Below are 24,900 nucleotides of genomic sequence, written 5' to 3' on the forward strand. Positions count from 1 at the left end.
CGACAACCGGAGAGATCATCTTGTTCCTGACGCCGTTTTGCAATCTTGCCCTGCACCCCGGCAAGGCCCTGACCGTCTGCGCCCTTGCGCTGGCCTGTGTGCAGGCCCCCGTGGTGGCGTCGGCCGATACGCCCGCTGCCACCGTGGCGACCTTTACCCCGGCCTTCGGTCAACCTGCGCCGTTCAGCTTTGACATCCTCGCCGCCCGCGCCGCGGCTCTGGCCGAAGCGCCCTATGTGCCCACGCCGGTGCGCGGCGATGATGTGCTGGAACAGATCGACTATTCCGAACACTGGAAGATCCGCTTTCGCCCCGAGGCCTCGGTCACGGTCGGCCAGATGCCGGTGCAGTTCTTTCACCTTGGCACCTATTTCCGCCAGCCCGTGAAAATGTTTGTGGTGGATGGCGGGCAGGCCCGCGAGGCGGTCTATGCGCCCGACTGGTTCGAGATGCCCGAAGACAGCCCCGCCCGTGCGATGCCCGCCGATGCGGGCTTTGCCGGCCTGCGCATCATGCGGCCTGACATGAAATCGGACTGGATATCCTTCCTGGGCGGGGCCTATTTCCGCTCGGATGGTGCGCTGCGCCAGTATGGCCTGTCGGCGCGCGGTATCGCGCTGAATACCGGCATGGCGATACCCGAAGAATTCCCGCGGTTCACCGAATTCTACATCGAGCCATCGGTGGATGGGTCTTCCGATGTGATCGTGAACGCGCTGATGGACGGGCCAAGCGTGACCGGCGCCTACCGCATTGCGCTGAAAAACACCGACGGGCAGGGGCAGGTGATGGATGTGCAGACCCGTCTGTTCTTCCGCGCGCCGGTGGAACGGCTGGGCATCGCGCCGCTGACCTCGATGTTCTGGTTTTCCGAAAGCAACCGCTTTCAGTCGTTCGACTGGCGCCCCGAGGTGCATGACACCGACGGGCTGATGATCCATTCGGGCACGGGCGAACATATCTGGCGCCCGCTGAACAACCCCGACCGGGTCGTGACATCGAGCTATTTCGACCGTGACATCAAGGGCTTTGGCCTGATCCAGCGCGACCGCGATTTCAACAGTTATCAAGATGACGGCGTGTTCTATGAAAAACGCCCCGCTGTCTGGGTTGAACCCACCACCCCCTGGGGAGCGGGCGCTGTGCAACTGGTCGAGATCCCGACGACGGATGAAGTGTTCGACAATATCGTGGCGTTCTGGAACCCCGAGCACAAGCCGCAGGCGGGCGAGCAGATGCGCTTTGACTATCGTCTGCACTGGGGCGTCGATGCGCCGGTTGATATGCCGCTGGCGCGCACCGTGGCCACTCGCGTGGGCGAGGGCGGCTATCCCGGTCAGGTCCGTCCGCTGGATCAGGTGAAGGTGGTGATCGACTTTGCCGGCCCCTCGCTGGACGGGCTGGAGACGCGCGAGGGTGTGACCGCCGAGGTGTCGGCCCCCGAGGGGGTCGAGGTCATCAATCCCTTCGTCGTGCCGGTGGTGGGGTCTGATCGCTGGCGGATGTTCTTTGACCTGAAGGCGCCCGAGGCCACCCAGACTGTGGACCTGCGCGCCTATCTGGCCAAGGATGGCGCGCCGTTGACCGAAACCTGGCTGGGGCAGATCCACTCCGAACAGATCCGCGCGCTGCGCTGATCAGGGCCGGGGCCGCGGTTGCGGCCCCGCCCGCCGCTCGGCTGTGATCGAGACTGCAAGGCTGGCCAGAACGCAGCCGGTGAACAGGTATAGCCCCCAGCCGGTTTCAACCCGCCCGACACCCACCCCCTTGGCCAGCACGATATAAAGCGCGATCAGAAAGATGTCGGCCATCGCCAGTCGCCCCAGCGCGTGCAGCACCGGCACCAGCCGCACCGAGGCGAGGTTGAACTGCACCAGTGCCAGCCCCAGAACCTTCAGATAGGGCGCAAACAGCGCCAGAAAGCTGACCAGCAGCGCCAGCGGAATGTCTTTTTCCCAAAGGGCCTGAAGCCCGGTAACGACGCTGATTTCGTCAAGATCGAAAAAAGGCAGCAGCCCCGCGCGCAGCAGCGGCGCGAACCATGCGACGGGGAACAGGATCAGCAGCGCCAGATTGGCCCATTTCAGCATCATCGCCCCCCGGTCCCGGTTCAGCGCACCGATTCAATCGGCCCTTCGGCCCGGCCATGGATGAATTGTTGTACATAAGGGTCCGGTGTTGCGTCCATTTCCGCGACAGGCCCGGTCCAGCGCACCTTGCCGCGATGGATCATTGCGACATGGTCGGCGATGGCGCGCACACTGGTCATGTCATGCGTGATGGTCACGGCGGTTGCGCCCATTTCCACCACGATTTCGCGGATCAGCTCGTTGATGACGCCCGCCATGATCGGGTCGAGGCCGGTCGTCGGCTCGTCGAAAAAGATGATTTCGGGCTGGGCGGCAATGGCGCGGGCAAGGCCCACGCGCTTTTGCATGCCGCCGGACAACTCGGCGGGGAACAGGTCGGCCACCTCGGGCTTCAGCCCGACGCGGCGGAGTTTTTCAATCGCCACCTCGCGCGCCTGATCTTTGGGCAGGCGACCCTTGCCGCGCATCAGGCGGAATGCCACGTTCTGCCAGACGGTCATCGAATCGAACAGCGCGCCGCCCTGAAACAGCATCCCGAAGCGCGCCAGAAAAGCGTCGCGGCTGACGCGGGTCACATCTTCGCCCGCCACCCGGATCATGCCCGCATCAGGCCGCACCAGCCCGAGGATGCATTTCAGCAGCACCGACTTGCCCGTGCCCGAACCGCCGATGATCACCATGCTTTCGCCCCGGCCAACCGTCAGATTGACCCCGCGCAAAACCTGATTGGCGCCGAACGCCTTGTGCACGCCCTCAATCTGGATCATGCTGAGAAGAACACCTCCGTCAGCACATAGTTCGAGGCCAGAATGGCGACCGATGCGGCAACCACCGCCGATTTCGTGGCCCGCCCTACACCCTGCGCGCCACGGCCCGAGTTCATGCCATAATAGCAGCCCATCAGCGCGACGATAAAGCCGAACACCGCCCCCTTCACCAGACCCGAGCCGATATCCCAGAATTCCAGAAACTCGATCGTGTTCTTCATATAGGTGGCCGAGTTGAAGCCCAGCCGCTCGGTGCCCACCAGCCAGCCGCCCATGACCCCGATCGCATCGCCCACCGCCACCAGCAGCGGCACCGTCAGCGTCGCCGCCAGCACCCGCGGAACGGTCAGGTATTTCATCGGGTTGGTTGACAGCGTGACCAGCGCGTCGATCTGTTCGGTCACTTTCATCGTGCCGATTTCGGCGGCGATCGAACTGGCCACCCGTGCGGCCACCATCAGTCCGCCCAGCACCGGCCCCAACTCGCGCGTCATGCCGATGGCGACGATCTGGGGCACCACCGCCTCGGCCGAGAAACGCGCGCCGCCGGCATAGATCTGCAAGGCCAGCGCGGCGCCGGTGAAGATCGCCGTCAGGCCCACCACCGGCAGCGACAGCCAGCCGATTTGCAGGCAGGCGTGCAGAAACTCGCGCAGATAGAACGGCGGGGTCAGCAGATGGCCCAGCGTGCGCCCGGCAAACAGCGCCAGCCGCCCGGTAGCGGCCAGTGCCGCCAGCACCATGGCGCCCAGATGCGCCAGCGGGGCGGTCAGGCTCACGCGCCGCCCCCGACATAGTGGCGCTGATAGCGCGCGCCCAGCGCGGTGAGAATTTCATAGCCGATGGTGCCCGCCACGGCGGCCAGCGCATCCACGCCCTGTTCGGGGCACAGAATATCCAGATCCTGCGGCGCCTCGCCCAGATCGGTGACATCGACAGTGATCAGGTCCATCGACACCCGCCCGACCAGCGGGCAGGGCGTGGCGCCCGCATACAGCGTGGCCTTGCCCGACAGCGCGCGCGACAACCCGTCGGCATAGCCCGCGGCCACGGTGGCAATCAGGCTGTCGCGCCGGGCGGTGAAGCCGCAGGAATAGCCCACGGTTTCGCCCGCCGCCACCTCGCGGCACTGCACCACCGGCAGCGACAGCCGCACCACGGGCCGCGCCGCCGCATGGGGCGCGCCGCCATACAGGCCGATTCCGGGGCGGGTGATGTCAAAGTGATAGTCGCGCCCCAGCAGTATGCCCCCCGTCGCCGAGAGCGAGCGCGCCACCCCCAGCCCGTCGGTCATCCGCCGGAATTCGGCCAGTTGGGCGGCGTTCATCGGGTCATCGGGCGCGTCGGCGCAGGCCAGATGGCTCATCAGCACGCGCGGCCCTGCGCCCAGCATGATCGGCGCCGCCGCCTCCCACTCGCCCGCCTCCATGCCGAGCCGGTTCATGCCGGTATCCAGTTGCACGCCAAAGGGCGCGCCGGGCAGGGTTTCGAAATGCCGCGTGACCTGATCCAGCGAATTCAGCATCGGGATCAGGGCCAGATCGGCAATCATGTCTGTATCGCCCGCCATATGGCCAGAAAACACAAATATTTCAGGCCCTTCGCCCAGCGCCTGCCGGACGGCGGCGCCCTCTTCGGCGGCGGCGACAAAGAATTTGCGCGCGCCGGCCTGCGCCAGCCTGCGCGCCACACGCGCGGCCCCCAGGCCGTAGGAATCAGCCTTCACGACCGCGCCGGTTTCACAGCCCGGTGCGCTGAGGGCGTCAAGATCGCGCCAGTTGGCGGCGATAGCGTCAAGGTCGATACGAAGCGATGCAGTAGCCATGGCACTGGTTTTGACAGGCGCGGGGGCAAGGTCAAGGGGAAACCGGCGCAGCCTTGCACTGCGGAGCTTTGATCTTTGTTTGCGGGCGCGCAATCGCTTTACGGTTTGGGGGCAGCGGGCTAAGCAGGGAAGAAGCGGGAAAGGGACGTGACGTGCGCATTCTGATAACGAACGACGATGGGATCAACGCGCCGGGGCTGGAGGTGCTGACCGCCATCGCCCACGCCATCGCGGGCGAAAGCGGCGAGGTCTGGACGGTGGCGCCCGCCTTTGAACAATCGGGTGTGGGCCATTGCATCAGCTACACTCACCCGATGATGATTGCGCGGCTGGAACCGCGCCGCTATGCCGCCGAGGGCAGCCCGGCCGATTGCGTGCTGGCGGGCATTTATGACGTGTTGCAGGGCGCGCGGCCGGATCTGGTGCTGTCGGGGGTGAACCGGGGCAACAACTCGGCCGAGAATGCGCTGTATTCCGGCACCGTGGGCGGCGCGATGGAGGCCGCCCTTCAGGGCGTGCCGGCGATTGCGCTGAGCCAGTTCCTTGGCCCCGAAACCGACGATCTGGCCGACCCGTTCGAGGCCGCGCGCCATCACGGGGTGGCGGTGGTGCGCGCGCTGCTGGACCGCGGGCGCTGGGACGGGGGCGATTACCGACTGTTTTACAACGTCAATTTTCCGCCCGTGGCCGCGGCCAATGTCAAGGGCATGAAGGCGGTGGCGCAGGGCTATCGCACCGACACCTTCTTTGGCGTGGAACCCCATATCTCGCCCTCGGGGCGCAAGTTTTTGTGGATCACTGGCGGGCCGCAGCATGCGCCCACGGCGCCGGGCACCGATGCGGCCGCAAACCTTGAGGGTTATATCTCGATCACGCCGATGCGCGCCGATCTGACCGCGCATGATGTTCTGGCCGATCTGGAGGCGCGTCTGGCATGACCGACGGGCCGGGCGAGGGCGGTATTGCCGAACGCAAGATGCGGTTTCTCTTTGCCCTGCGGTCCAAAGGCGTGACCGATGCGCGCGTGCTGTCGGTAATGGAGCGGATCGACCGCGGCCTGTTCGTGCGCGGCCTGTTTGCCGAACGCGCCTATGAGGACATGCCTTTGCCCATCGCCTGCGGCCAGACCATTTCGCAGCCCTCGGTGGTGGGGCTGATGACGCAGGCCGCCCAGGTCGGGCCGCGCGACAAGGTGCTCGAGGTGGGCACCGGCTCGGGTTATCAGGCGGCGGTTCTGGCCTGTCTTGCGCGGCGCGTTTATTCGGTAGACCGGCACCGGCGGCTGGTGCGCGAGGCGGAGGCGGTGTTTTCTGCACTGGGTTTGTCAAACATCACTGCCTTTGCCGCCGATGGCAGCTTTGGCCTGCCCGATCACGCGCCCTTTGACCGGATCGTCGTGACAGCCGCCGCCGAAGACCCGCCCGGCCCCCTATTGGCGCAGTTGAAGATCGGCGGTATCATGGTTCTTCCGGTCGGCCAGTCCGACACGGTGCAAAGCCTGATCCGCGTGACCCGCCACGAGGGCGGCTATGACTATGACGAATTGCGGCCGGTGCGCTTTGTGCCGCTGGTCGAGGGGTTGAGCGACGACTAGCCCCGCCCCCCAAGGGTCCGGTCAACAGGGCCTGCCACAGATGAGGATTCGAGCTGATGATGTCTTTTTCCATGTCTTCCCTGCGTCCGGTGCTGCTCTTGGGGGCTTCGGCGCTGGCTTTGTCTGGCTGCATCGGCAATGGAAATTTCGATGCCGATCTGCGCGGCTATTCGGGCATCGGCTTTGATACTGCCGCTGCGGCACGTCAGGCCACGGCGGCCCGGCCCGCGCCCGATGCGCGGGGTGTGATTTCATACCCCAATTATCAGGTCGCGGTGGCGCAGGCGGGCGATACGGTCGCAACCGTGGCAACGCGGGTCGGCGCCAATCCCGGCGAGGTGGCGCGCTATAACGCGCTGTCGCCCGACACCCGGCTGGGCAAGGGCGAAATCCTCGCGCTGCCGCGCCGCGTGTCTGAACCGGTGGCCCCGCCCAGTGCCGCCGTGGGCGGCGAGCGGATCGACGTGACCACGTTGGCATCAGGCGCGATCGACCGGGCGCAGGCCGGTGCCAAGCCCGCGGCCACTGCTGCCGCCGCGCCCGTGGCGCCCAAGGCCGCCGAGCCGATCCGCCACAAGGTCGCCCGCGGCGAAACCGCCTATTCCATCGCGCGCTATTACAACGTCAGCCCGCGCGCCCTGGCCGACTGGAACGGCCTGCCCGCCGATCTGAGCGTGCGCGAAGGTCAGTTCCTGATGATCCCGGTGGCCGAGACGACCCGGACCGCCGCGGCCCCCGGCAGCACCGCCCCCGTCACCACCGCGCCGGGGCAGGGCTCGCCCACGCCGACGCCGCCCTCGGCCGCCAAGCCGCTGCCCGCCGAAACCCCGCCCCCCGCGGCCGCCGCCGTCAAGACGCCGCCTGCCGCGGACATGGGCGCCAACCGCACCGCGGCCACCAACACCGCGCGGATGCAGATGCCGGTTTCGGGGCCGATCATCCGGCCCTATGTGAAAAAGAAAAACGACGGGATCGACATCTCCGCCAAGCCCGGAACCGTGGTCAAGGCCGCCGCCGCGGGCACTGTTGCAGCGATTACCAAGGATACCGAACAGGTGCCGATCCTCGTGATCCGGCACGACAACAACTTGCTGACGGTTTACGCCAACATCGACGCGATCACTGTGGCCAAGGGCGCCCGCGTCGGCCGCGGCGATGCCATTGCCAAGGTGCGCGCGGGTGATCCGGGTTTCCTGCATTTCGAGGTTCGCGAGGGCTTTGAAAGCGTCGATCCGATGCCGTTCCTGCAATAGGCTCAGCGCGCCTCAGTCGCCGCATAGACAAGCTGCTTGGCAAGCCCGCCTTCCTCGATGCCCGAATGATGCCGCGGCGACCAGAGTGCGCCAAGCACAAGAACGATCAGGATCAGCCGCGGGCTGGCCTGCCGCACCGGCACGATCCGGCCCGACAGTGCAAGCCCGGCAAGCAGGCAGCCAAAGCTGACCATCTGCAACTGGACCCAGCGCCCCCAGTCTGCCGCGACGGCGAACAGCGGCGCGACCGACAGGACCGTCAGCGCAAACAGCGCCACCACCCACCCCGCGCCGCTATGGCGCGAGACCAGATACAGCACCGGCGCTGCGGCCAACGCCCAGGCAACAAGGCTCATCAGGGCGCCGCTGCCCGCAAGCTGCGCCGACATCTCTGGGGCGGCCTCGGCGCCGGTATGTTCCAGATACCCGATCGCGCCCCCGCAGAACTGCGCGCCCAGTCCCCGCTCAAGAAGCGCCGCACAGATCGCCCCCGGCTCGGCCTGAGCAAAGGCGACGGTGTAGCCGGCGGCTGCCATCCCGGCGAGCGCAAGGGTAGCGATCAGCCCCAGCCGCAGGCCGCGCGACAGCCCGGCGTGGCCTGATGCCAGCCACAACAGCCCCGCATAGGCCGGGCTCAGCAGGATCAGCGCCTCATGCCCGGTCAGCGCAAGCGCGAACAGCAGCACCGAAAGCGCAATCAGGCCGCGCGCGCCCACCGAGGCCAGAAATCCGGGCAGCAACAGCGCAAAAGCGGCAAAGGCGATAACCTCTTTGCGCAGGCTTCCGATCGGGTCGGCGCCCCAGAACAGCGGGATGAAAGCGGGCGAGAGAAACAGCAGCCACCACTCTGGCGCCCGCGTCAGCCGCCAGACCACGGGCGCCAGCGCCAGTGCGATTACACCCAGCAGCAGCCCCTGCAACGCCACCACCGCAGCCAGCGGGTCCAGCCCCAGCGCATCGGCGACCCGCAGCAGCGCCGAGCCGAACAGCCCCCGCCGCACCGGGCCTGCATCGGCGTGGATCAGCCAGTCACCCTGACGGAAGGCATCGCCCCCGACCAGATAGTCAAGCCCGAGCTGCCGCCCGAGGATCAGCGCCGACAACGCAGCAAGGCACAGTGCCACAAGGTCGATGCGAGTCGGGCGGCGGGGCAGGGCGTCGGCTATGGTCATGAGAAAGGCCCAGTCTGAACCGGGCCTTTAAAAGTCAAACCTGCGCCAGAGGCAAGCCCCGGCTGGCGTCAGAGGGCAAGCCCCGCGATGATCCGCGCCGCCTCGTCATGCGGGCTGACCAAGACCTTGCGATCTTCGCCGGGGAAAAACCGGGCGCGGGTGGCGGTGGGCATCGGGGCCGGGCGCTCGATGATGACGCGCGGGCCGATCTTGACGTTTTCGGCCTGCCAGCTGCGCGCGAGCGCTATCTGCGCAGCCTTGGTCGCGCCATAGGCGCCAAAGAATTTCTGCCCGGCGCGGTCGTCGTCAAAGAACATGGCGGTGCCGTTGCCGGCCTTCAGCAAGGGTTCGATCAGCCCGATCAGATGCGCGGTGGCGGTGATGTTGGTGGTGATGGATTTCTCCATGTCTTCGTCGTCGATATGGCCCGCGGGGGTCAACTGACAGGCAAAGATCGCGGTATGCACCCAAAGCTGCACACCGCCCCAGCGCGCGCCGACCGAGGCCGCCAGATGCTGCATCGCGCCCTTGTCGGTGATATCCATCGGCGCCAGCGAGGCGCTGCCACCCTTGGCCTGAATGCGGTCGTCAAGGTCTTCCAGCCCGCCCGTGGTCCGGGCGACGGCCATCACATGCCATCCGGCTTCGGCCAGCGCCTCGGCCATGGCGGTGCCCAGCCCGCGCGAGGCGCCGGTGACAAGGGCAATCTTCTTCGGGGGGGTCTGTTCATCGCTCATGCGCGTCGTTTTGCACTCTGGCAGCCGTGCTGCAAGGGGAAGCGTTGACATCTGCCCCCTGCGCGGCGAAATTGCACAGCAATGTGACCCCCTCTCGAAAGGCCCTGACATGACGCTTTCCAAGGCTCTGATGCCGACCCGTTCGCTGGCTGCCCGCGCGGCGCTGGTTCTGGGCGCAAGTGCCGTTATCGCCATCGCCGCCAAGGTTTCGGTGCCGATGTTCCCGGTTCCGATGACGCTGACGACGCTCGCTGTTCTGATGGTGGGGCTGACGATGGGCGCGCGCGCGGGGATGGCGGCGGTTGCGCTTTATATTGCGCAGGCGGCGGCGGGTCTGCCGGTGCTGGCGCCGGGTTCGGTGTTCGGCGGGCCGACCATGGGCTTTGTGCTGGGCTTCCTGCCGATGGTGGCGCTGGTCGGGCTGGCCGCCGATTTCGGCGCGCGCCGCTTTGTGCCCGCGCTGGCGGGTGCTGTGGTCGCGTCGCTGGTGTTGTATGTGCCCGGCGTTCTGTGGCTGGATGCGGTGACGGGCCTGAGCATGACCGGCGCGATCGAAAAGGGGATGCTGCCCTTCCTCGCGGGCGACATGGTGAAATCGGTGATCGCGGCGATGGTGGTGTCGGGTGCCTGGGCGACGCTGGCGCGTCGCTGATCACGACCGTTCACGTCTGATCTAGCAAAAACCGGGGTCTTGGCCCCGGTTTTTCCATGCTCGCCCGCCGACATGCAAACCGGGCACGCAAAAGGGCCGGGGGTTTCCCTCCGGCCCTTTTGCGGTCTGGTCAGGCCTCAGCGCGCCTCGACCGGGACATAGTCGCGCATCGGCGCGCCGATATACAATTGCCGCGGGCGACCGATCTTCTGGTTCTTGTCGTTCAGCATCTCTCGCCACTGCGAAATCCAGCCCACGGTACGCGACAGAGCAAAGATCGGCGTGAACATCGCGGTCGGGAAGCCCATCGCCTCAAGAATGATGCCCGAGTAGAAATCGACGTTCGGGTACAGTTTCTTGTCCACGAAATACGGGTCTTCCAGCGCGATCCGCTCCAGCTCCTTCGCGACTTTCAGCGTTTCGTTGTCGCCGATCCCCAACAGCCCCAGAACGTCGTCCGCGGCCTTTTTCAGCACTTTGGCGCGCGGGTCGAAGTTTTTGTAGACGCGATGGCCAAAGCCCATCAGGCGGAATGGGTCGGTCTTGTCCTTGGCGCGGGCGATATATTCGGGGATTCGGTCCACGGTGCCGATTTCGCGCAGCATTTCCAGACAGGCCTGGTTGGCGCCGCCATGCGCCGGCCCCCAGAGGCAGGCGATCCCGGCCGCGATACAGGCAAACGGGTTCGCGCCCGAAGATCCCGCCAGACGCACCGTCGAAGTGGAGGCGTTCTGTTCGTGGTCGGCATGCAGGGTAAAGATCAGATCCATCGCCCGCGCCAGGATCGGATCGACATGATACGGCTCTGCCGGAACCGAAAAGCACATGTGCAGGAAGTTTGCGGCGTAATCCAGATCATTGCGCGGATAGACGAAGGGCTGGCCCAGCGAATATTTATAGGCCATCGCCGCAATCGTCGGCAGTTTGGCGATCATCCGCATCGCGGCGATTTCACGCTGGCTCGGGTCGTTGATGTCAAGGCTGTCGTGGTAGAATGCAGACATCGCGCCCACCACGCCCACCATCGTGGCCATCGGGTGGCTGTCACGGCGGAACCCGCGGAAGAAGTAGTGGATCTGTTCGTGCAGCATCGTGTGGCGGGTGATGCGGCGCTCGAAATCCTCCATCTGCAGGCGGCTCGGCAGTTCGCCGTTCATCAGCAGATAGCAGACCTCAAGGTAGTGTGATTTCTCGGCCAGTTGTTCGATCGGATAGCCACGATAGAGCAGGTCGCCCTTGTCGCCGTCGATATAGGTGATGGCCGATTCACAGGCCGCCGTCGAGGTAAAGCCGGGGTCGAAGGTGAACACGTCGCCTTCGGCATAAAGCTTGCGGATGTCAACGACATCCGGCCCGATCGTCGGGTGCAGAACCGGCAGATCAAGGCTTTTGCCGTCAATCGTCAGCGTGGCGGTGGTGTGTTTTGTGGCCATTCGATGTCCCTTTCCCTGAACCCGATGCGGGGCCGCACCGGGGTTGTGACGGCGGGGGCGGGCGATGGCCCGCAGGTCAGCCCGCCTGATCGGCAAGCCGGGCCAGCGTTTCCTCGCGCCCAAGCGTCAGCATCATGTCGAAGACGCTGGGGGTGACCGTTCGCCCCGCCAGAGCCGCGCGCAACGGCCCGGCGATCTTGCCAAGCCCGATGCCATGCGCCTCGGCGGTGGTGGCGACCGTTGCCTCAAGGTCCTCACGCGTCCAGCTAACATTTTGCAGATGCGGCGTCAATTCACGCAGTATACCACGGGATACAGTATCCAGCACGGCCTCGGCCTTCGGCTCCAGCGCAAGCGGTCGATCGGTCAGAATAAAGTGCGCCTTTTCAATAAGCTCCGGGAATGTCTTGGCGCGTTCTTTCAGGCAATAAAGCCCGCGCGCAAGGCCCGCGCGTTGTGCATCGGTCAGTGCGGGCTTCTGGGCGGCCTCAAGATATGCCTCAATTTCAGGCAAAAGCGCGGCGTCCTCGGACACTGCGATATGCTGGCCGCAGAGGTTTTCCAGCTTCTTGAAATCCAGCCGCGCAGGCGCCCGCCCGATTCCCGACAGGTCGAACCACTCGCGCGCCTGCGCATCGGTAAAGAACTCGTCGTCGCCATGGCTCCAGCCCAGACGCGCCAGATAGTTGCGCATCCCGGCAGCGGGATAGCCCATCGCCTGATATTCCTCCAGCCCGACCGCGCCGTGGCGCTTGGACAGCTTCTTGCCGTCAGGGCCGTGGATCAGCGGGATATGCGCGAACACCGGCACATCCCAACCCATCGCGTGATAGATCTGCACCTGCCGCGCGGCATTGGTCAGATGGTCGTCGCCGCGGATCACATGGGTCACCCCCATGTCATGGTCATCGACCACAACCGCCAGCATGTATGTGGGGGTGCCGTCCGACCGCAGCAGCACCATGTCATCCAGTTGGTCGTTGCCAAAGCGCACCTCGCCTTGCACCTCATCCGCGATCACCGTGGCGCCGGTGCGCGGCGCCTTCAGGCGGATCACAAAGGGCGCATCGGGCTGGCTGGCCGGGTCGGCCTCGCGCCACGGGCTTTGATAGAGGGTCGAGCGCTTTGCGGCCTCGGCTGTGGCCCGGAACGCCGCGATCTCCTCTTGGGTGGCAAAGCATTTGTAGGCGTTGCCGCGGGCCAGCATCTGATGCGCCACCTCGGCATGGCGGGCGCGTCCGGCAAACTGGCTCACCGCCTCGCCGTCCCAGTCCAGCCCCAGCCAGGTCAGTCCCTTCAGGATCGCCGCCGTCGCCTCCGGGGTGGAACGTTCGCGGTCTGTATCCTCGATCCGCAGCAGGAACTTGCCACCCCGGCCGCGGGCATAAAGCCAGTTGAACAGCGCCGTGCGCGCGCCGCCGATGTGCAGATAGCCGGTGGGCGAGGGCGCGAAACGGGTGACGACGGGGGCTTGGGTCATGGCATGTTAACCTTTTGGAAACCATCAGCCGCATAGGCTTTGGCGCGATCCATAGGCAGGAACGGGCGGAGAAACAAGAAGTGGCAGGCGCCGCGCAGCCCCCGACGCTCGCACAATCCCGGTGGCCCGGTTGGCTGCGGGCGCCGTTTGACGGGCTGGCCGACCCGTTGGGCGCGCTGGCGCGGGCGCGGGGTGATCTGTTTCTGTGGCTACCGGTGCTGCTGGCGCTGGGGATCGGCGGTTATTTCGCGCGGCTCACCGAACCGGGGCCGGCGGTCTATGCCGGGGCTGCGGCGCTGGTGCTGATCGGGGCGGTGCTGTGGTCGCGCGGCCCCGAGGTGGTGCAACTGCCTGCCGCCGCGGTGGCGGTGGTGGCGGCGGGGCTGTTGCTGGCGGGGGCGCGGGCGCATCAGGTGGCGGCCCCGGTGCTCGGCTTTCGCTATTACGGCCCGGTGGAGGGGCGCATCATCTCGATCGATCGATCCGGCACCGACCGGATTCGCCTGACGCTCGATCAGGTCGTGCTGGAACGGATGGTACCCGCGCGCACCCCCAAGACGGTGCGCGTGGCGCTGCATGGCGACCAAAGCCACCTCTTGCCCGAACCGGGGCTGCGGGTGATGCTGACCGGGCATCTGGCGCCGCCCGCCGGGCCAGCCGCGCCGGGGGCCTATGATTTTCGCCGCCAGGCGTGGTTTTCCGGGTTGGGGGCGGTGGGCTATGCCCGCGCGCCGGTGATGGTGCTGGCCCCGCCCGACCCCGACGACTGGGCGCTGGCGGGGCATCGGGCGCGGATGCGGCTCTCGGCGGCGATTCAGACGCGCATCCCCGGCCAGCCCGGCGCAGTCGCCGCGGCGCTGATGACGGGGGACCGATCGGGCATTGCCGAGGCCACCAATGAGGCGATGCGGGCCTCAAATCTCTATCACATCATCTCGATTTCGGGGCTGCATATGGGGATGCTGGCGGGGTTTGTCTTTGCCGCGCTGCGTTATGGGCTGGCGGCGACGGGCAATCTGGCGCTGCGCTGGCCCGTGAAAAAGATCGCCGCCGCTGCCGCTCTGGTCGCGGCCACTGTCTATCTCTGGCTGGCCGGGCCAAATGTGGCGACCGAACGCGCCTATGTGATGGCCGCGGTGATGCTGTTGGCGGTGCTGGTGGACCGCCGCGCGATCAGCTTGCGCACGGTGGCGCTGGCCGCGCTGATCCTGCTGGTCGCAGAACCCGAAAGCCTGACCGAGCCGGGGTTTCAGATGTCGTTCGGCGCGACCGTCGCGCTGATCCTGATCTATGGACCCTGGAGTGCCGTCGAACACCGCCTGCCAGTGCTGTTGAAGCCGGTGGCGATGCTGTTGGTCACCTCGCTGGCGGCGGGGTTGGTGACGGCGCCGATTGCCGCCGCGCATTTCAACCGGATGCCGGAATATGGCTTGCTGGCCAATCTGCTGGCGGTGCCGGTGATGGGCATGCTGGTGATGCCCGCCGGGGTGATCGCGGCGCTGCTGTCGCCCTTCGGGCTGGCGGCGCCTGCGCTGTGGGTGATGCAGCAAGGCACTGCCTGGATGATCCTTGTGGCCGAGCAGGTCGCGGCGCTGGAGGGGGCGGTTCTGGCCGTGCCCGCCCCGCCCGCTGCCGTGCTGCCACTGTTGGCCGGGGGGGCGTCGGTGGCGACGCTTGGGCGCGGGGTTGCGCGCAGCGCGGGCGGGCTGATGCTGGCACTGGCGGCGGCGCTTTGGGTCGGTGCCGCGCGGCCCGCGCTGCTGATCGCGCCCGAGGGCGAATTGGTCGGGCTGATGACGCCCGCGGGCCGCGCCCTGTCAAAGACCGGGGCGGGCTTTGTCGCCGAAAGCTGGCTGGAGGCGGACGGCGACACCGCCCGCCCCGAAACGGCTGCGGCGCGGGCCGGGTTTTCCGGCCAACGGGGGGGGCGGGAGGCAGAGTTGGCGGGCCGCAGGCTGCTGCATCTGACGGGCAAGGCCGCCGCAGAAAAAGCGCCTGACGCCTGCCGGGAGGGTGCGGTGGTGGTGCTGGCTGCCGCCGCGCCAAAGCCGCCGGAGGATTGCCTTTGGGTTGACCAGACCATATTGCGTCAGACCGGGGCGCTGGCCATCGATGCCGATGCGACAGGGGCGCTTGTGATCACCCGCGCGGCAGAGGTGGCCGGCACCAGGCTTTGGTCTGGCGCGGGGCCAAAGGGGCGCCGGGCAGTGCCTGCCGGTCAATAGCTGCGGATCAGCCCCACCAGACGGCCCTGCACCTTCACCTGATCTTCGCGCAGCAGGCGGGTTTCATAGGCCGGGTTGGCGGCCTCCAGCGCGATCATGCCGCCCTTGCGACGAAAGCGTTTCAGCGTCGCCTCCTGCCCCTCGACAAGGGCCACGACGATGTCGCCATTGTCGGCGCTGTCCTGTTCGCGGATCACCACGATATCGCCATCGTTGATCCCCGCCTCGATCATCGAATCGCCCCGCACCTCCAGCGCGTAATGCTGACCGCGCCCCGACAGCATGCTGCCCGGCACCGCGACATGGTGCGAAATTTCGGAAATCGCCTCGATCGGCACACCCGCGGCAATACGCCCCATCACCGGCAGTTCCATTGCCGCCACCTCGACCGGGCGGGCGCTGTGCGGCGGATCTTTGCGGTCGCCCGCAATTACCTTGGGTGAAAACCCGGCGCGGTCCATCGCCTCGGGCAGTTTCACAATCTCGATGGCGCGGGCGCGGTGCGCCAGACGCCGGATGAAACCGCGTTCTTCCAGCGCCGTGATCAGCCGGTGGATGCCAGATTTCGACCGCAGGTCCAGCGCATCCTTCATTTCGTCAAAAGACGGAGGAACCCCATCCCGTGCCACCCGTTTCTGGATGAAATCCAGCAACTCCAACTGTTTGCGCGTCAGCATGTGGCAATCTCCGGCCCGGATCAGGTGCGTGTTCGCCTTAAGTTCTGCCAGCGTTCCCGTTTCGTGTCAACGGATTCGGCTCAGATCAACAGATAATCCACGATCTCGCCCGCCGCGCGCGGCCCGTCGCCCTCGGGGCGGATCAGCAGGGCGTCAGCCGTGGCCAGCACGGAAACCAGCGCCGAATCCTGATTGCGGCAAGGCGTGATGCGCGGCAGCGCGGCGCCGGGGGCCAGTTGCGCGCGCAGAAAGCTGCGCCGCGGCCCGGTGGGCCCGACCGCCTCAGCCAGTTCGGCACGAAGGGTCGGGCTGGCGTCCGGCAGGCCCTGCATTGCCGCCAGCATCGGGCGCAGAAACAGATGCGCGCAGGCAAAGGCCGAAACCGGGTTGCCCGGCAGACCCAGAAATGCCGCAGACCCCATGCGCCCGGCCATCAGTGGCTTGCCGGGGCGCATGGCGATGCGATGGAAGGCCAGATCAAGCCCCATCTGCGCCGCGATCCTGGCCACCAGATCATGCTCGCCCACAGACGCCCCGCCCGATGTCACGATCAGATCGGCGCCTTCGGCCAACCCCAGCGCAAAGCGCAGGCTGGCGTCAGTGTCGCGTGCGATGGGCAGCATCCGCACATCGGCGCCCGCCTCCTCGGCCATGGCGGCCAGCAGAAAGCTGTTGGAGCTGACAATCTGCCCCGGCCCCGGCACCTCACCGGGCATCACCAACTCATCCCCGGTGGCCAGAAGCGCCACCACCGGGCGACGCGCCACGGTCACCTGCGGCACGTTCATCGCGGCCAGCAGGCCCAAGTGCCGGGCGGTCAGACGCAAAGGCGGGGCAAGCGTCTCGCCCAGCCGAAAATCCTGCCCGGCGGGGCGGATGTTGCTGTGCGCCTCGGGTATGGGCGGCAGGGTGATGGTGGCGCCGGTGCGCGTGACATGTTCTTGCAGCACCACCACGCCCGCGCCCGCAGGCACCGGGGCGCCGGTAAAGATGCGCAGCGCCTGTCCTGGGGTCAGCGCGCCCGCGTGGCCGCGCCCGGCGGCGGCCTCGCCCACCACGGTCAGCATCGCGCCGGGGCGGTTGTCATCGGCGCAGATCGCATAGCCATCCATCGCGGCGGCGTCGAACGGCGGCTGGGTCAGCGCGGCCACCGCGGGCGCAGCCAGAACCCGGCCAAGGGCGGCGCGCAGATCAACCGTTTCCGGCCCCGTGGGGCGGGCGAGGGCCAGCACCTGCGCCAGCGCCTGATCGACGGAAATCACGGCGCCGCCTCATAGGTGCCCGATTTGCCGCCCTCTTTGCGCAAAAGGCGTATCCCCTCGATCCGCATGGATTTTTCCGCGGCTTTCAGCATGTCATACACCGTCAGCGCGGCCAGGCTGACAGCGGTCAGTGCCTCCATCTCGACGCCGGTGGGGCCGGTGGTGGCGACGGTGGCGGTGATGCGCAGGCCGGGCAGGGCGGGGTCGGGCGTCAGGTCCAGCGCGACCTTCGACAGCGCCAGCGGGTGACACAGCGGGATCAGATCGGCGGTGCGCTTGGCCCCCATGATGCCCGCCAGCCGCGCAACCCCCATCACATCGCCCTTTTGCGCCGTGCCGGCCGTTACCAGCGCCAGCGTTTCGGGCGCCATCACCACACAGCCTTCGGCCACGGCGATGCGGGTCGTGGCGGCCTTGGCCGAAACATCGACCATCTGCGCGCGGCCCGCCTCGTCGAAATGCGTCAGGGTCATGGCCGGGCCAGGATCGCGGCTGTGGCGGCGGTCACATCGGCCTGCCGCATCAGGGCCTCGCCGATCAGGAAGCGGCGGGCGCCGACCTCGGCCATGGCAGCCAGATCGGCGGGGGTGAAAAGACCGCTTTCGCAGACCAGATCGCGGCCTGCGGGCAGGTGCGGCGCAAGTTCGCGCGTCACATCAAGTGTGACATCGAAGGTCTTGAGATTGCGATTGTTCACCCCGATCAACGGAGACCGCAGCCGAAGCGCGCGCTCCAGTTCCGCGCGGTCGTGCACCTCGATCAGCACATCCATGCCCCAGCCCGTCGCGGCGTCTTCCAGTTCGGCGGCAAGGCCGTCCTCGACCGAGGCCATGATGATCAGGATGCAGTCGGCGCCCCATGCGCGGGCCTCGGCGACCTGATATGTATCATAGAGGAAATCCTTGCGCAGCGCGGGCAGGGTGCAGGCGGCGCGCGCGGCGGTCAGGTAGTCGGGCGCGCCCTGAAAGCTGGGGCCGTCGGTCAGCACCGACAGGCAGGCCGCGCCGCCGGCCTGATAGGCACGGGCCAGGGTGGGCGGGTCGAAATCGGGGCGGATCAAGCCTTTCGAGGGGCTGGCCTTCTTGATCTCGGCGATCAGACCATAGCCGGTGTCGGCGACCTTGTGTGCCAGCGCGGCGGCAAAGCCGCGCACCGGGGCGGCGGCGCGGGCCTCGGACTCCAGCGCAGACAGCGGGCGTGCGGCCTTGGCGGCGGCGATTTCGTCCAGCTTGTAGGCCTTGATGCGGTCGAGAATGTTCATCAGCCGGTCACCTGCGCCAGTGCCGCCAGCTTGGCCTTGGCGGCGCCGCTGTCGATGCTCTCGCGCGCCAGCGCGACGCCCGCCTTCAGATCGCCCGCCGCCTCGGCCACCACCAGCGCTGCGGCGGCGTTCAGCAGCACCGCATCGCGGTAGGCGCCCTGCGCCCCCTCCAGCAGCGCGCGGAAGGCTGCCGCATTCTCTGCCGGCTCGCCGCCCACGATCGCCTCGAACGGATGCACGGGCAGGCCCGCATCCTCGGGGTGAAGCTCGAATTCGCGCACCGCGCCTCCCTCCAACGCGGCCACCCACGACAGGCCCGCGATCGACAGCTCATCCGTGCCGTCCGAGCCATGCACCAGCCACGCCCGATCTGACCCGAGCGCGCCCAGCACCTCGGCCATCGGGCGCAGCCAGTGCCGGGAAAACGCCCCGCTCAACTGCCGCTTGACCCCGGCGGGGTTGGTCAGAGGCCCCAGCAGGTTGAAGATGGTGCGGGTGCCCAGTTCCATCCGCGTGGGCATCACATGCCGGATCGCGGGGTGGTGCATCGGCGCCATCATGAAGCCGATCCCGGCCTCGCGCAACGCGCGTTCGGCCACCTCGGGCGGCTGCATCACATTCAGCCCCAGCGCCGTCAGCGCATCCGCCGCGCCGGATTTCGACGACAGGTTGCGGTTGCCGTGCTTGGCCACCACCACGCCCGCGCCCGCCACCACAAAGGCCGCCGCGGTCGAGATGTTCAGCGTGCCCTTGCCGTCTCCGCCTGTGCCGACGATATCCATCGCGCCCTCGGGCGCCACGACGGGGTTGCAATTGGCGCGCATCACGCGGGCGGCAGCGGCGATTTCCTCCACCGTTTCGCCGCGCACACGCAGCGCCATCAGCAGGCCGCCCATCTGGCTGGGGGTGGCCGCCCCCTCGAACAGCGCCGAAAAGGCCGCCTCGGCCTCGGCGCGGGTCAGCGGGCGTTCGGCGGCGATGCCGATCAGCGGGCGGATATCGGTCATGCGGCGGCCCCTTTCGGTGCGATCCCGGCATGGGTCAGGAAATTGCGGATGATCTGGTGGCCATGTTCCGATGCAATCGATTCCGGGTGGAACTGCACCCCCTCAATCGGCTTGTCACGGTGGCGCAGGCCCATGATCGTGCCATCCTCCAGCCATGCCGTGACCTCAAGGCAGGCGGGCAGGGTGGCACGGTCCACGATCAGGCTGTGATACCGCGTGGCCAGAAACGGCGACGGCAGGCCCGCGAACACGCCCTGGCCCGAGTGGTGGATCTGGCCCATCTTGCCATGCACGATCTGGCCCGCGCGCACCACATCGCCGCCAAAGGCCTGACCGATGGTCTGGTGCCCAAGGCAGACGCCGAACAGCGGCAGCCCCGCCTCGGCGGCGGCGAGCGTCAGCGGCAGGCAGATGCCCGCCTGTTCCGGGTCGCAGGGGCCGGGCGACAGCACGATGGCCTGCGCGCCCATGCCCATGGCGTCTTGCACGTTCAGCGCGTCATTGCGGCGCACCACCACATCGGCACCCAATTCGCCGAAATAATGCACGAGATTGTAGGTAAAGCTGTCGTAGTTATCGATCAGAAGCAGCATGGGTTTGCAATTCCTGCAAGGGGCCGGGCTTTTGGGGGGGTGAACCTGGCTTGATGTCGGGGTATAGATGCCCAGAGCAGGGCGCCGGGGTCAAGGGCAATGGTCGTGCCTCGTTTGCGGCGCTTGGGTGCAGGTGAAGACGGACGTTTGGGGGGAACATGGCACAGGGCATCGGGTCTGGCGTTGTGGCAGGGGTAATGGTGTCGGTTCTGGCATTGGCGGCGGTGTCGCTGATGGCGCCCCCGCCCGGCGATCGCCTGACAGAGGTGTCGCTGCCTGCGGCGCAGCCGGAGGCTCCAGCCTCCGCTGCATCCGTCCCGGTCGCCGCCGCACCTGTGGAGGGCGCAGCCCCGGCGCCCGCAGCCCTGGCCGTGCCTTCCGCGCCCGCGCCATTGCCGCCGCTGGCGCCGCTGCCGCCGCTTGTGACGGCGCCGCCCGCCTCGGCGCTGCCGCCGCTGACCATTCTGCCGCCGGTTATCACCGGGCCGGGGGCCAGCCTGCCGTCCGAAACGGTCGCACCCGAGGCTGTTTCTGAACCGCAGCCTGTGGCCCCGGTCGCTGATCTGCCGACAGACCTCCCCGAACCTGCTCCCCGCAGCACCCCGCCCTCACCCGGCTTTGGCAATGTGCCGGGGGTGCGGGTCAACCGGCTGCCGGTGATCGGGGCCGCCCCCGCCACGGCCGACACCCCCGCCGATACCCCCGCCGCCAGCCCGGATATGACGGGCCTGATCGCCCCCCGCGGGGCGCTGCAACGCCACGCACAGGATTTCCTGCCGATCCCTGGCAAGGCGCTGGTTTCGGTGGTGATGATTTATGACGGGCAGTTGCCCGAGGCGCTGGATCAGGGCGGGCTGACGGCCTCGGATCTGCCGATGACCATCGCCATCGACCCGCTGCGCGCCGATGCCAGCCGTGCCGCCGCGGCCTATCGGGCGGCGGGCTTCGAGGTGGCGATTCTGGCCGCTGCCTTGCCGCCGCGCGCCACGCCCTCTGATCTTGAGGTGGCGCTTCAGGCCTGGCGCGCCGCGGTTCCCGAGGCGGTGGCGGTGGTCGAACCGCCCGAGCCTGTGATTCAGGCGAACCGCCCCCTGTCGCAGCAACTGACGGCGATTCTTGCGCGCGAGGGGCTGGCCCTTGTCACCCAGGACCGCGGCCTGAACCCGGCCGCGCAACTGGCCGAGAGCGCGGGGCTGCCGCAGGCTCGGGTCTGGCGGGTGCTGGACGCTGGCAGCGAAAGCCCGGCCGATATTGCGCGTGCGCTGGATCGGGCGGCCTTTGAGGCGGGGCGCGACCGGCAGGTTGCGGTGATGCTGTACACGCGGCCCGGTTCGGTTGCCGCGCTGGCCGATTGGGCCGACACCTCGGGCGCGGGGGCACAGCCCGCGCCGGTTTCCGCGCTGATGCGGCCTGACGGCGGCTGAGGCAGACGCCTGACCCGCCCCGCCTTAGCTGTTGCTGCGGCGGGCGAACAGGCCCGCATCCTCGGCCGCCTTGCGCAGCGCGCGCGACTTGTTCACCGTTTCCTGCCATTCGGCTTCGGGGTCGCTGTCATAGACCACGCCGCCGCCCGCCTGAATGTAGAGCTTGCCATCCTTCACCACCGCGGTGCGCAGGGCGATGCACATGTCCATCTCGCCATTGGCGGCGAAATAGCCCACGCCGCCGCCATAAATACCGCGCTTTTCGGGTTCCAGCTCGTCGATGATCTCCATCGCGCGCACCTTGGGCGCGCCCGATACGGTGCCCGCAGGCAGCCCCGCCAGCAGCGCCGACAGCGCATCTTCGCCCGGCGCAATCTCGCCCACCACGTTCGACACGATATGCATCACATGGCTGTAGCGTTCGATGATGAATTGTTCGGTCGGGCGCACGGTGCCGATCTTTGACACCCGCCCCACATCGTTGCGGCCAAGATCCAGCAGCATCAGATGCTCGGCGCGTTCCTTCTGGTCGGCCAGCAGGTCGGCCTCCAGTGCGCGGTCCTCCTCGGGGGTGGCGCCACGGACGCGGGTGCCCGCGATCGGGCGGATCGTCACCTCGCCGCCGCGCAGCCGCACCAGGATTTCGGGGCTGGCCCCGACGATCTGAAACCCCCCGAAGTTCAGAAAGAACAGAAACGGCGACGGGTTGGTGCGGCGCAGGCTGCGATACAGCGCAAACGGCGGCAGGCGAAATTCCTGCACCCAGCGCTGACTGGGCACGACCTGAAAGATGTCGCCCGCGCGGATGTAATCCTTGGCCTTTTCCACCGCAGCCTTGTAGCCGTCCTTGGTGAAGTTCGACACCGCCGCGCCGACCGGCGCCGCCTCGCCCAGATCGCGCGCGGCGACCGAGGGCGCGCGGTCCAGATCGCGCAGCGCGTCCATCACCCGTTCGGCGGCCTGCGCATAGGCCGCGCGCGCGCTCAGCCCCGAGGCGGACCATGCCGGGGCGCAGAGCGTGACCTCGCCCTTGACCCCATCCAGCACCGCCACGACCGAGGGCCGCATCAGCACCGCATCGGGCACGCCCAGCGGGTCGGGGTTGACGTTGGGCAGGTGTTCCACCAGCCGGATCATGTCATATCCCAGATAGCCGAACAGGCCCGCCGAAATCGCGGGCAGGCCCTCGGGCAGGTCGATCCGGCTTTCGGCGATCAGCGCGCGCAGACTGTCCAGCGGATGACCGGCGCAGGCCTCGAACGCGTCTTCGAACCGGGCGTTTCGGTTGATCCGCGCGGCCTGCCCCCGGCAGTCCCAGATCAGGTCGGGCTTCATCCCCACCACCGAATAGCGGCCCCGCACCTCGCCCCCGGTCACGCTTTCCAGCATGAACGAATTGGGTGCGGCATCGGCCAGCTTGAGCATCAGCGACACCGGCGTATCCAGATCGGCCGCCAGCCGGGCATAGACAAGCTGGTTTTTCCCGGCATTCCAGCCGGCCTCGAAATCCTCGAACGATGGCGACAGCGCGGCCACGGGGCCCTCCTGATTACTGCAATTGGGCCTGAACAGCGGCAATGGCCTGGGTGTCAAGCGTGATCCCCGCCTCGCTCTGCACGGCGCGGGCGTAGAGGTCGAACAGATCCTGCGCCAGCGATTGCGCCAGTTGGTCCTCGACCGAGGCGCGCACCGCCGCCACATCCGTGTCGTTCGGGTCGGAGGCGTGGATTTCATCGACCACGACAACAAAGACGCGGCCATCGGCCTCGACCGCAGCGGCCTTGCCGGGCGCGGTGCGCAAGGCGGTGTCGCCCACCAGTGGCGGCACCCCCTCCATATAGCCGCCGCGCGGCAGACGGCCGACGACCGTGGTCACCAGCCCCTGCGCCGACAGCATCGCACCATTGTCCACCGAAGCCGCAATTTCTTCGGCCCGGTCCTGCAACCAGTCGCGCAACTGCGCCTGCTTCCACGACGCCTCGACCTGATCGGCCACATCTTCGAACGGGATCAGTTGGGGTGCTTCGACCGCATCCAGACGCAGCGCAAAAACCCCGCCATCATCCAGTTCGATCAGTTCGGGGAAATCTTCGGGCGTGGCCGCCGCCGCAGCCGCGCGGAAGGCCGGATAGGCGGCGATGCCGTCACGGCTTTGGGCCGTAAAGGCGATGCTGCCCGCCTCCATTTCGGTTTCGGCCGCCACCTGTTCCAGCGTCGCGCCGCCTGCCAGCAGGTCTTCCAGTCCCGCAGACCGGTCAAGGATCATCCGCCGCGCCTGATCCAGCCCCGCCTCGGATGACAGTTCCTCACGCGCGGCCTCAAAGCTGATCTCTTGCGCATCCAGAATGCCGTTCATCGCATAAAGCGCAGGCCCAAGGTCCGAGGGCAGGGGGCCAACGACGCCCGGTTCCTCCAGCGCAAAGACAGCCTCTGCGGCGGCACCCAGCGCATCGCGGCTGACCTCACCCATGTCGATATCGGCCAGCGAAAGCCCGCGTTCGGCGGCCAGATCGGCAAAACTGGCCTTGCCCGCATCCAGCCGGGCCTTGGCTTCGGTGGCGTCGGCCTCGGACGGGTAGACCAGCCGTTCGACCAGCCGCCGTTCGGGCGTTACGAATTCGTCGATCCGGGCCTCATAGGCTGCGCGCAGGGCGGTCTCATCCAGCTTGACTTCGGGCAGCAGCGCCTCGGGCGAAAGCCAGACATAGCTGATCTGGCGCGTTTCGGGGCGGGTGAAATCGGCGCCATGTGCGGTGTGATGGGTGCGCAGATCGGCCTCGGTCGGTTCGGCCAGCGGGCCGGTCACATCGGCCTCGGTCAGTTCGGCATAGGCGATCGACCGGGTTTCGGTGATGAAGGCGGTAAAGCTGTCAGACAGCGCCTTGGGCGTCGTGACGCCGCCCACCACCGCACCTTGCAGGATCAGCCGTGCGCTTTCGGCGCGCAGTTTGGCCTCGAATTCGGCCTCGGTCAGCCCTTGGTCGCGCAGCACCATCTTGTAGACTTCCCGGTCAAAGCCGCCGGTCATCCCCTGAAATCCGCGCGCCGACAGGATCTGATCGCGCACCGCCCCGTCGCCCACCGAAATGCCGATGCGGCGGGCCTGTTCATCCAGCGCAGCATCGGAAAACAGCCGCGCCTGCACCGCGCGATCCAGCCCCATCGCAACCGCGTCCGTCATGCTGACCGGCTTGCCGGTCTGCGCCGACAGCGCCGACATTTCCTGACGCAGGGCGCGGGCATAGTCGTTCAGGCCGATCTCGCTGCCGCCCACCCTGCCGATGCTGCGCTGCCCGCCCGAAAAACTGGTCACGCCAAAGCCGCCCAGACCAAAGATCAACAGGATCATCAGCACCCAGACCACGGTGTTCTTGCCCTTGGTGCGCAGCGCGTTCGACATGGCTGACCCTCCTCGAAATGGCCCGGAAATTGGCCTTCCTGGCGTGTT

General features: G+C 67.4%; 23 protein-coding genes. 7 read left to right on the forward strand and 16 right to left on the reverse strand.

The window, feature by feature from the left end; translation table 11 throughout:
• Positions 1–113: 113 nt before the first annotated feature.
• Complete coding sequence (locus tag C5F46_RS05145) at positions 114–1,637, forward strand: OpgD/OpgG family glucan biosynthesis protein (protein WP_407947338.1); 1,524 nt, start codon at positions 114–116, stop codon at positions 1,635–1,637.
• On the opposite strand, the gene C5F46_RS05150 is transcribed toward C5F46_RS05145, so the two are convergent.
• From C5F46_RS05150 to alr, 4 genes are read right to left on the reverse strand one after another with little or no spacing between them, the layout of a single operon-like run.
• Positions 1,638–2,090, reverse strand: coding sequence for a paraquat-inducible protein A (locus C5F46_RS05150; protein ID WP_107324326.1), 453 nt, complete (start codon positions 2,088–2,090; stop codon positions 1,638–1,640).
• 20 nt (positions 2,091–2,110) lie between these two features.
• A complete protein-coding gene (locus C5F46_RS05155; protein WP_107324290.1) occupies positions 2,111–2,857 on the reverse strand; it encodes an ABC transporter ATP-binding protein in 747 nt (248 codons plus the stop codon).
• Entirely contained in the window at positions 2,854–3,636 is a 783-nt protein-coding gene (locus C5F46_RS05160) for an MlaE family ABC transporter permease (protein ID WP_107324291.1), read from the reverse strand. The genes C5F46_RS05155 and C5F46_RS05160 overlap by 4 nt, the downstream gene beginning before the upstream one ends.
• Positions 3,633–4,682 carry an alanine racemase gene (gene alr / locus C5F46_RS05165; RefSeq protein ID WP_107324292.1) on the reverse strand — a complete coding sequence of 350 codons (1,050 nt, stop codon included), beginning with the start codon at positions 4,680–4,682 and terminating at the stop codon, positions 3,633–3,635. Before alr ends, C5F46_RS05160 begins: the two co-directional genes overlap by 4 nt.
• Positions 4,683–4,834: 152 nt before the next feature.
• Between alr and surE the strand changes: the two genes are divergently transcribed.
• The 3 genes from surE to C5F46_RS05180 are packed head-to-tail and all read left to right on the forward strand — an operon-like array spanning position 4,835 to position 7,529.
• On the forward strand, positions 4,835–5,620 hold the full coding sequence (gene surE / locus C5F46_RS05170; protein WP_107324293.1) for a 5'/3'-nucleotidase SurE: 786 nt from the start codon (positions 4,835–4,837) through the stop codon (positions 5,618–5,620).
• A complete protein-coding gene (locus tag C5F46_RS05175; RefSeq protein WP_107324294.1) occupies positions 5,617–6,276 on the forward strand; it encodes a protein-L-isoaspartate(D-aspartate) O-methyltransferase in 660 nt (219 codons plus the stop codon). The genes surE and C5F46_RS05175 overlap by 4 nt, the downstream gene beginning before the upstream one ends.
• Positions 6,277–6,332: 56 nt before the next feature.
• Positions 6,333–7,529, forward strand: coding sequence for a M23 family metallopeptidase (locus C5F46_RS05180; protein ID WP_235820087.1), 1,197 nt, complete (start codon positions 6,333–6,335; stop codon positions 7,527–7,529).
• A gap of 2 nt (positions 7,530–7,531) precedes the next feature.
• On the opposite strand, the gene C5F46_RS05185 is transcribed toward C5F46_RS05180, so the two are convergent.
• Positions 7,532–8,701 carry a hypothetical protein gene (locus tag C5F46_RS05185; protein WP_107324295.1) on the reverse strand — a complete coding sequence of 390 codons (1,170 nt, stop codon included), beginning with the start codon at positions 8,699–8,701 and terminating at the stop codon, positions 7,532–7,534.
• 68 nt (positions 8,702–8,769) lie between these two features.
• Complete coding sequence (locus C5F46_RS05190; RefSeq protein ID WP_107324296.1) at positions 8,770–9,438, reverse strand: SDR family NAD(P)-dependent oxidoreductase; 669 nt, start codon at positions 9,436–9,438, stop codon at positions 8,770–8,772.
• 109 nt (positions 9,439–9,547) lie between these two features.
• On the opposite strand from C5F46_RS05190, the gene C5F46_RS05195 reads away from it, so the two are divergent.
• On the forward strand, positions 9,548–10,090 hold the full coding sequence (locus C5F46_RS05195; RefSeq protein ID WP_107324297.1) for a biotin transporter BioY: 543 nt from the start codon (positions 9,548–9,550) through the stop codon (positions 10,088–10,090).
• A gap of 137 nt (positions 10,091–10,227) precedes the next feature.
• Here the strand turns inward: C5F46_RS05195 and C5F46_RS05200 are convergent, their stop codons facing one another.
• Both C5F46_RS05200 and gltX read right to left on the reverse strand, forming a co-directional pair.
• Positions 10,228–11,523: a citrate synthase gene (locus C5F46_RS05200; RefSeq protein ID WP_107324298.1), complete on the reverse strand. Its 1,296-nt coding sequence runs from the start codon at positions 11,521–11,523 to the stop codon at positions 10,228–10,230.
• Between the two features lie 76 nt (positions 11,524–11,599).
• Positions 11,600–13,003 carry a glutamate--tRNA ligase gene (gene gltX / locus C5F46_RS05205; RefSeq protein ID WP_107324299.1) on the reverse strand — a complete coding sequence of 468 codons (1,404 nt, stop codon included), beginning with the start codon at positions 13,001–13,003 and terminating at the stop codon, positions 11,600–11,602.
• 80 nt (positions 13,004–13,083) lie between these two features.
• Between gltX and C5F46_RS05210 the strand changes: the two genes are divergently transcribed.
• Positions 13,084–15,228, forward strand: coding sequence for a ComEC/Rec2 family competence protein (locus C5F46_RS05210; protein ID WP_235820088.1), 2,145 nt, complete (start codon positions 13,084–13,086; stop codon positions 15,226–15,228).
• Here C5F46_RS05210 and lexA read toward each other — a convergent pair.
• The 6 genes from lexA to C5F46_RS05240 form a co-directional block, all read right to left on the reverse strand.
• The gene (gene lexA / locus C5F46_RS05215) at positions 15,222–15,905 is read right to left on the reverse strand and encodes a transcriptional repressor LexA (RefSeq protein ID WP_107324300.1); all 684 of its coding nucleotides are present in this window, start codon (positions 15,903–15,905) and stop codon (positions 15,222–15,224) included. The genes C5F46_RS05210 and lexA overlap by 7 nt on opposite strands.
• Before the next feature lie 80 nt (positions 15,906–15,985).
• Positions 15,986–17,167 carry a molybdopterin molybdotransferase MoeA gene (locus C5F46_RS05220; RefSeq protein ID WP_107324301.1) on the reverse strand — a complete coding sequence of 394 codons (1,182 nt, stop codon included), beginning with the start codon at positions 17,165–17,167 and terminating at the stop codon, positions 15,986–15,988.
• Positions 17,164–17,640, reverse strand: coding sequence for a cyclic pyranopterin monophosphate synthase MoaC (gene moaC, locus C5F46_RS05225; RefSeq protein ID WP_107324302.1), 477 nt, complete (start codon positions 17,638–17,640; stop codon positions 17,164–17,166). Before moaC ends, C5F46_RS05220 begins: the two co-directional genes overlap by 4 nt.
• Positions 17,637–18,428 carry an indole-3-glycerol phosphate synthase TrpC gene (gene trpC, locus C5F46_RS05230; protein WP_107324303.1) on the reverse strand — a complete coding sequence of 264 codons (792 nt, stop codon included), beginning with the start codon at positions 18,426–18,428 and terminating at the stop codon, positions 17,637–17,639. Before trpC ends, moaC begins: the two co-directional genes overlap by 4 nt.
• Positions 18,428–19,435, reverse strand: a complete 1,008-nt coding sequence (gene trpD, locus C5F46_RS05235) for an anthranilate phosphoribosyltransferase (RefSeq protein ID WP_107324304.1) — start codon at positions 19,433–19,435, stop codon at positions 18,428–18,430. Before trpD ends, trpC begins: the two co-directional genes overlap by 1 nt.
• Positions 19,432–20,028 (reverse strand): anthranilate synthase component II, encoded by a 597-nt coding sequence (locus C5F46_RS05240; protein WP_107324305.1) that lies wholly within the window; start codon positions 20,026–20,028, stop codon positions 19,432–19,434. The genes trpD and C5F46_RS05240 overlap by 4 nt, the downstream gene beginning before the upstream one ends.
• Positions 20,029–20,186: 158 nt before the next feature.
• Here C5F46_RS05240 and C5F46_RS05245 point away from each other — a divergent pair, with 158 nt between their 5' ends.
• A complete protein-coding gene (locus C5F46_RS05245) occupies positions 20,187–21,452 on the forward strand; it encodes a divergent polysaccharide deacetylase family protein (protein WP_107324306.1) in 1,266 nt (421 codons plus the stop codon).
• Between the two features lie 24 nt (positions 21,453–21,476).
• Here the strand turns inward: C5F46_RS05245 and trpE are convergent, their stop codons facing one another.
• Both trpE and C5F46_RS05255 read right to left on the reverse strand, forming a co-directional pair.
• The gene (trpE, locus tag C5F46_RS05250; RefSeq protein ID WP_107324307.1) at positions 21,477–22,988 is read right to left on the reverse strand and encodes an anthranilate synthase component I; all 1,512 of its coding nucleotides are present in this window, start codon (positions 22,986–22,988) and stop codon (positions 21,477–21,479) included.
• A gap of 13 nt (positions 22,989–23,001) precedes the next feature.
• Entirely contained in the window at positions 23,002–24,852 is a 1,851-nt protein-coding gene (locus C5F46_RS05255; RefSeq protein WP_168796837.1) for a peptidylprolyl isomerase, read from the reverse strand.
• Positions 24,853–24,900 lie beyond the last annotated feature (48 nt).

It is taken from the genome of Phaeovulum veldkampii DSM 11550, from assembly GCF_003034995.1.
In the GTDB taxonomy this organism is placed as follows: domain Bacteria; phylum Pseudomonadota; class Alphaproteobacteria; order Rhodobacterales; family Rhodobacteraceae; genus Phaeovulum; species Phaeovulum veldkampii.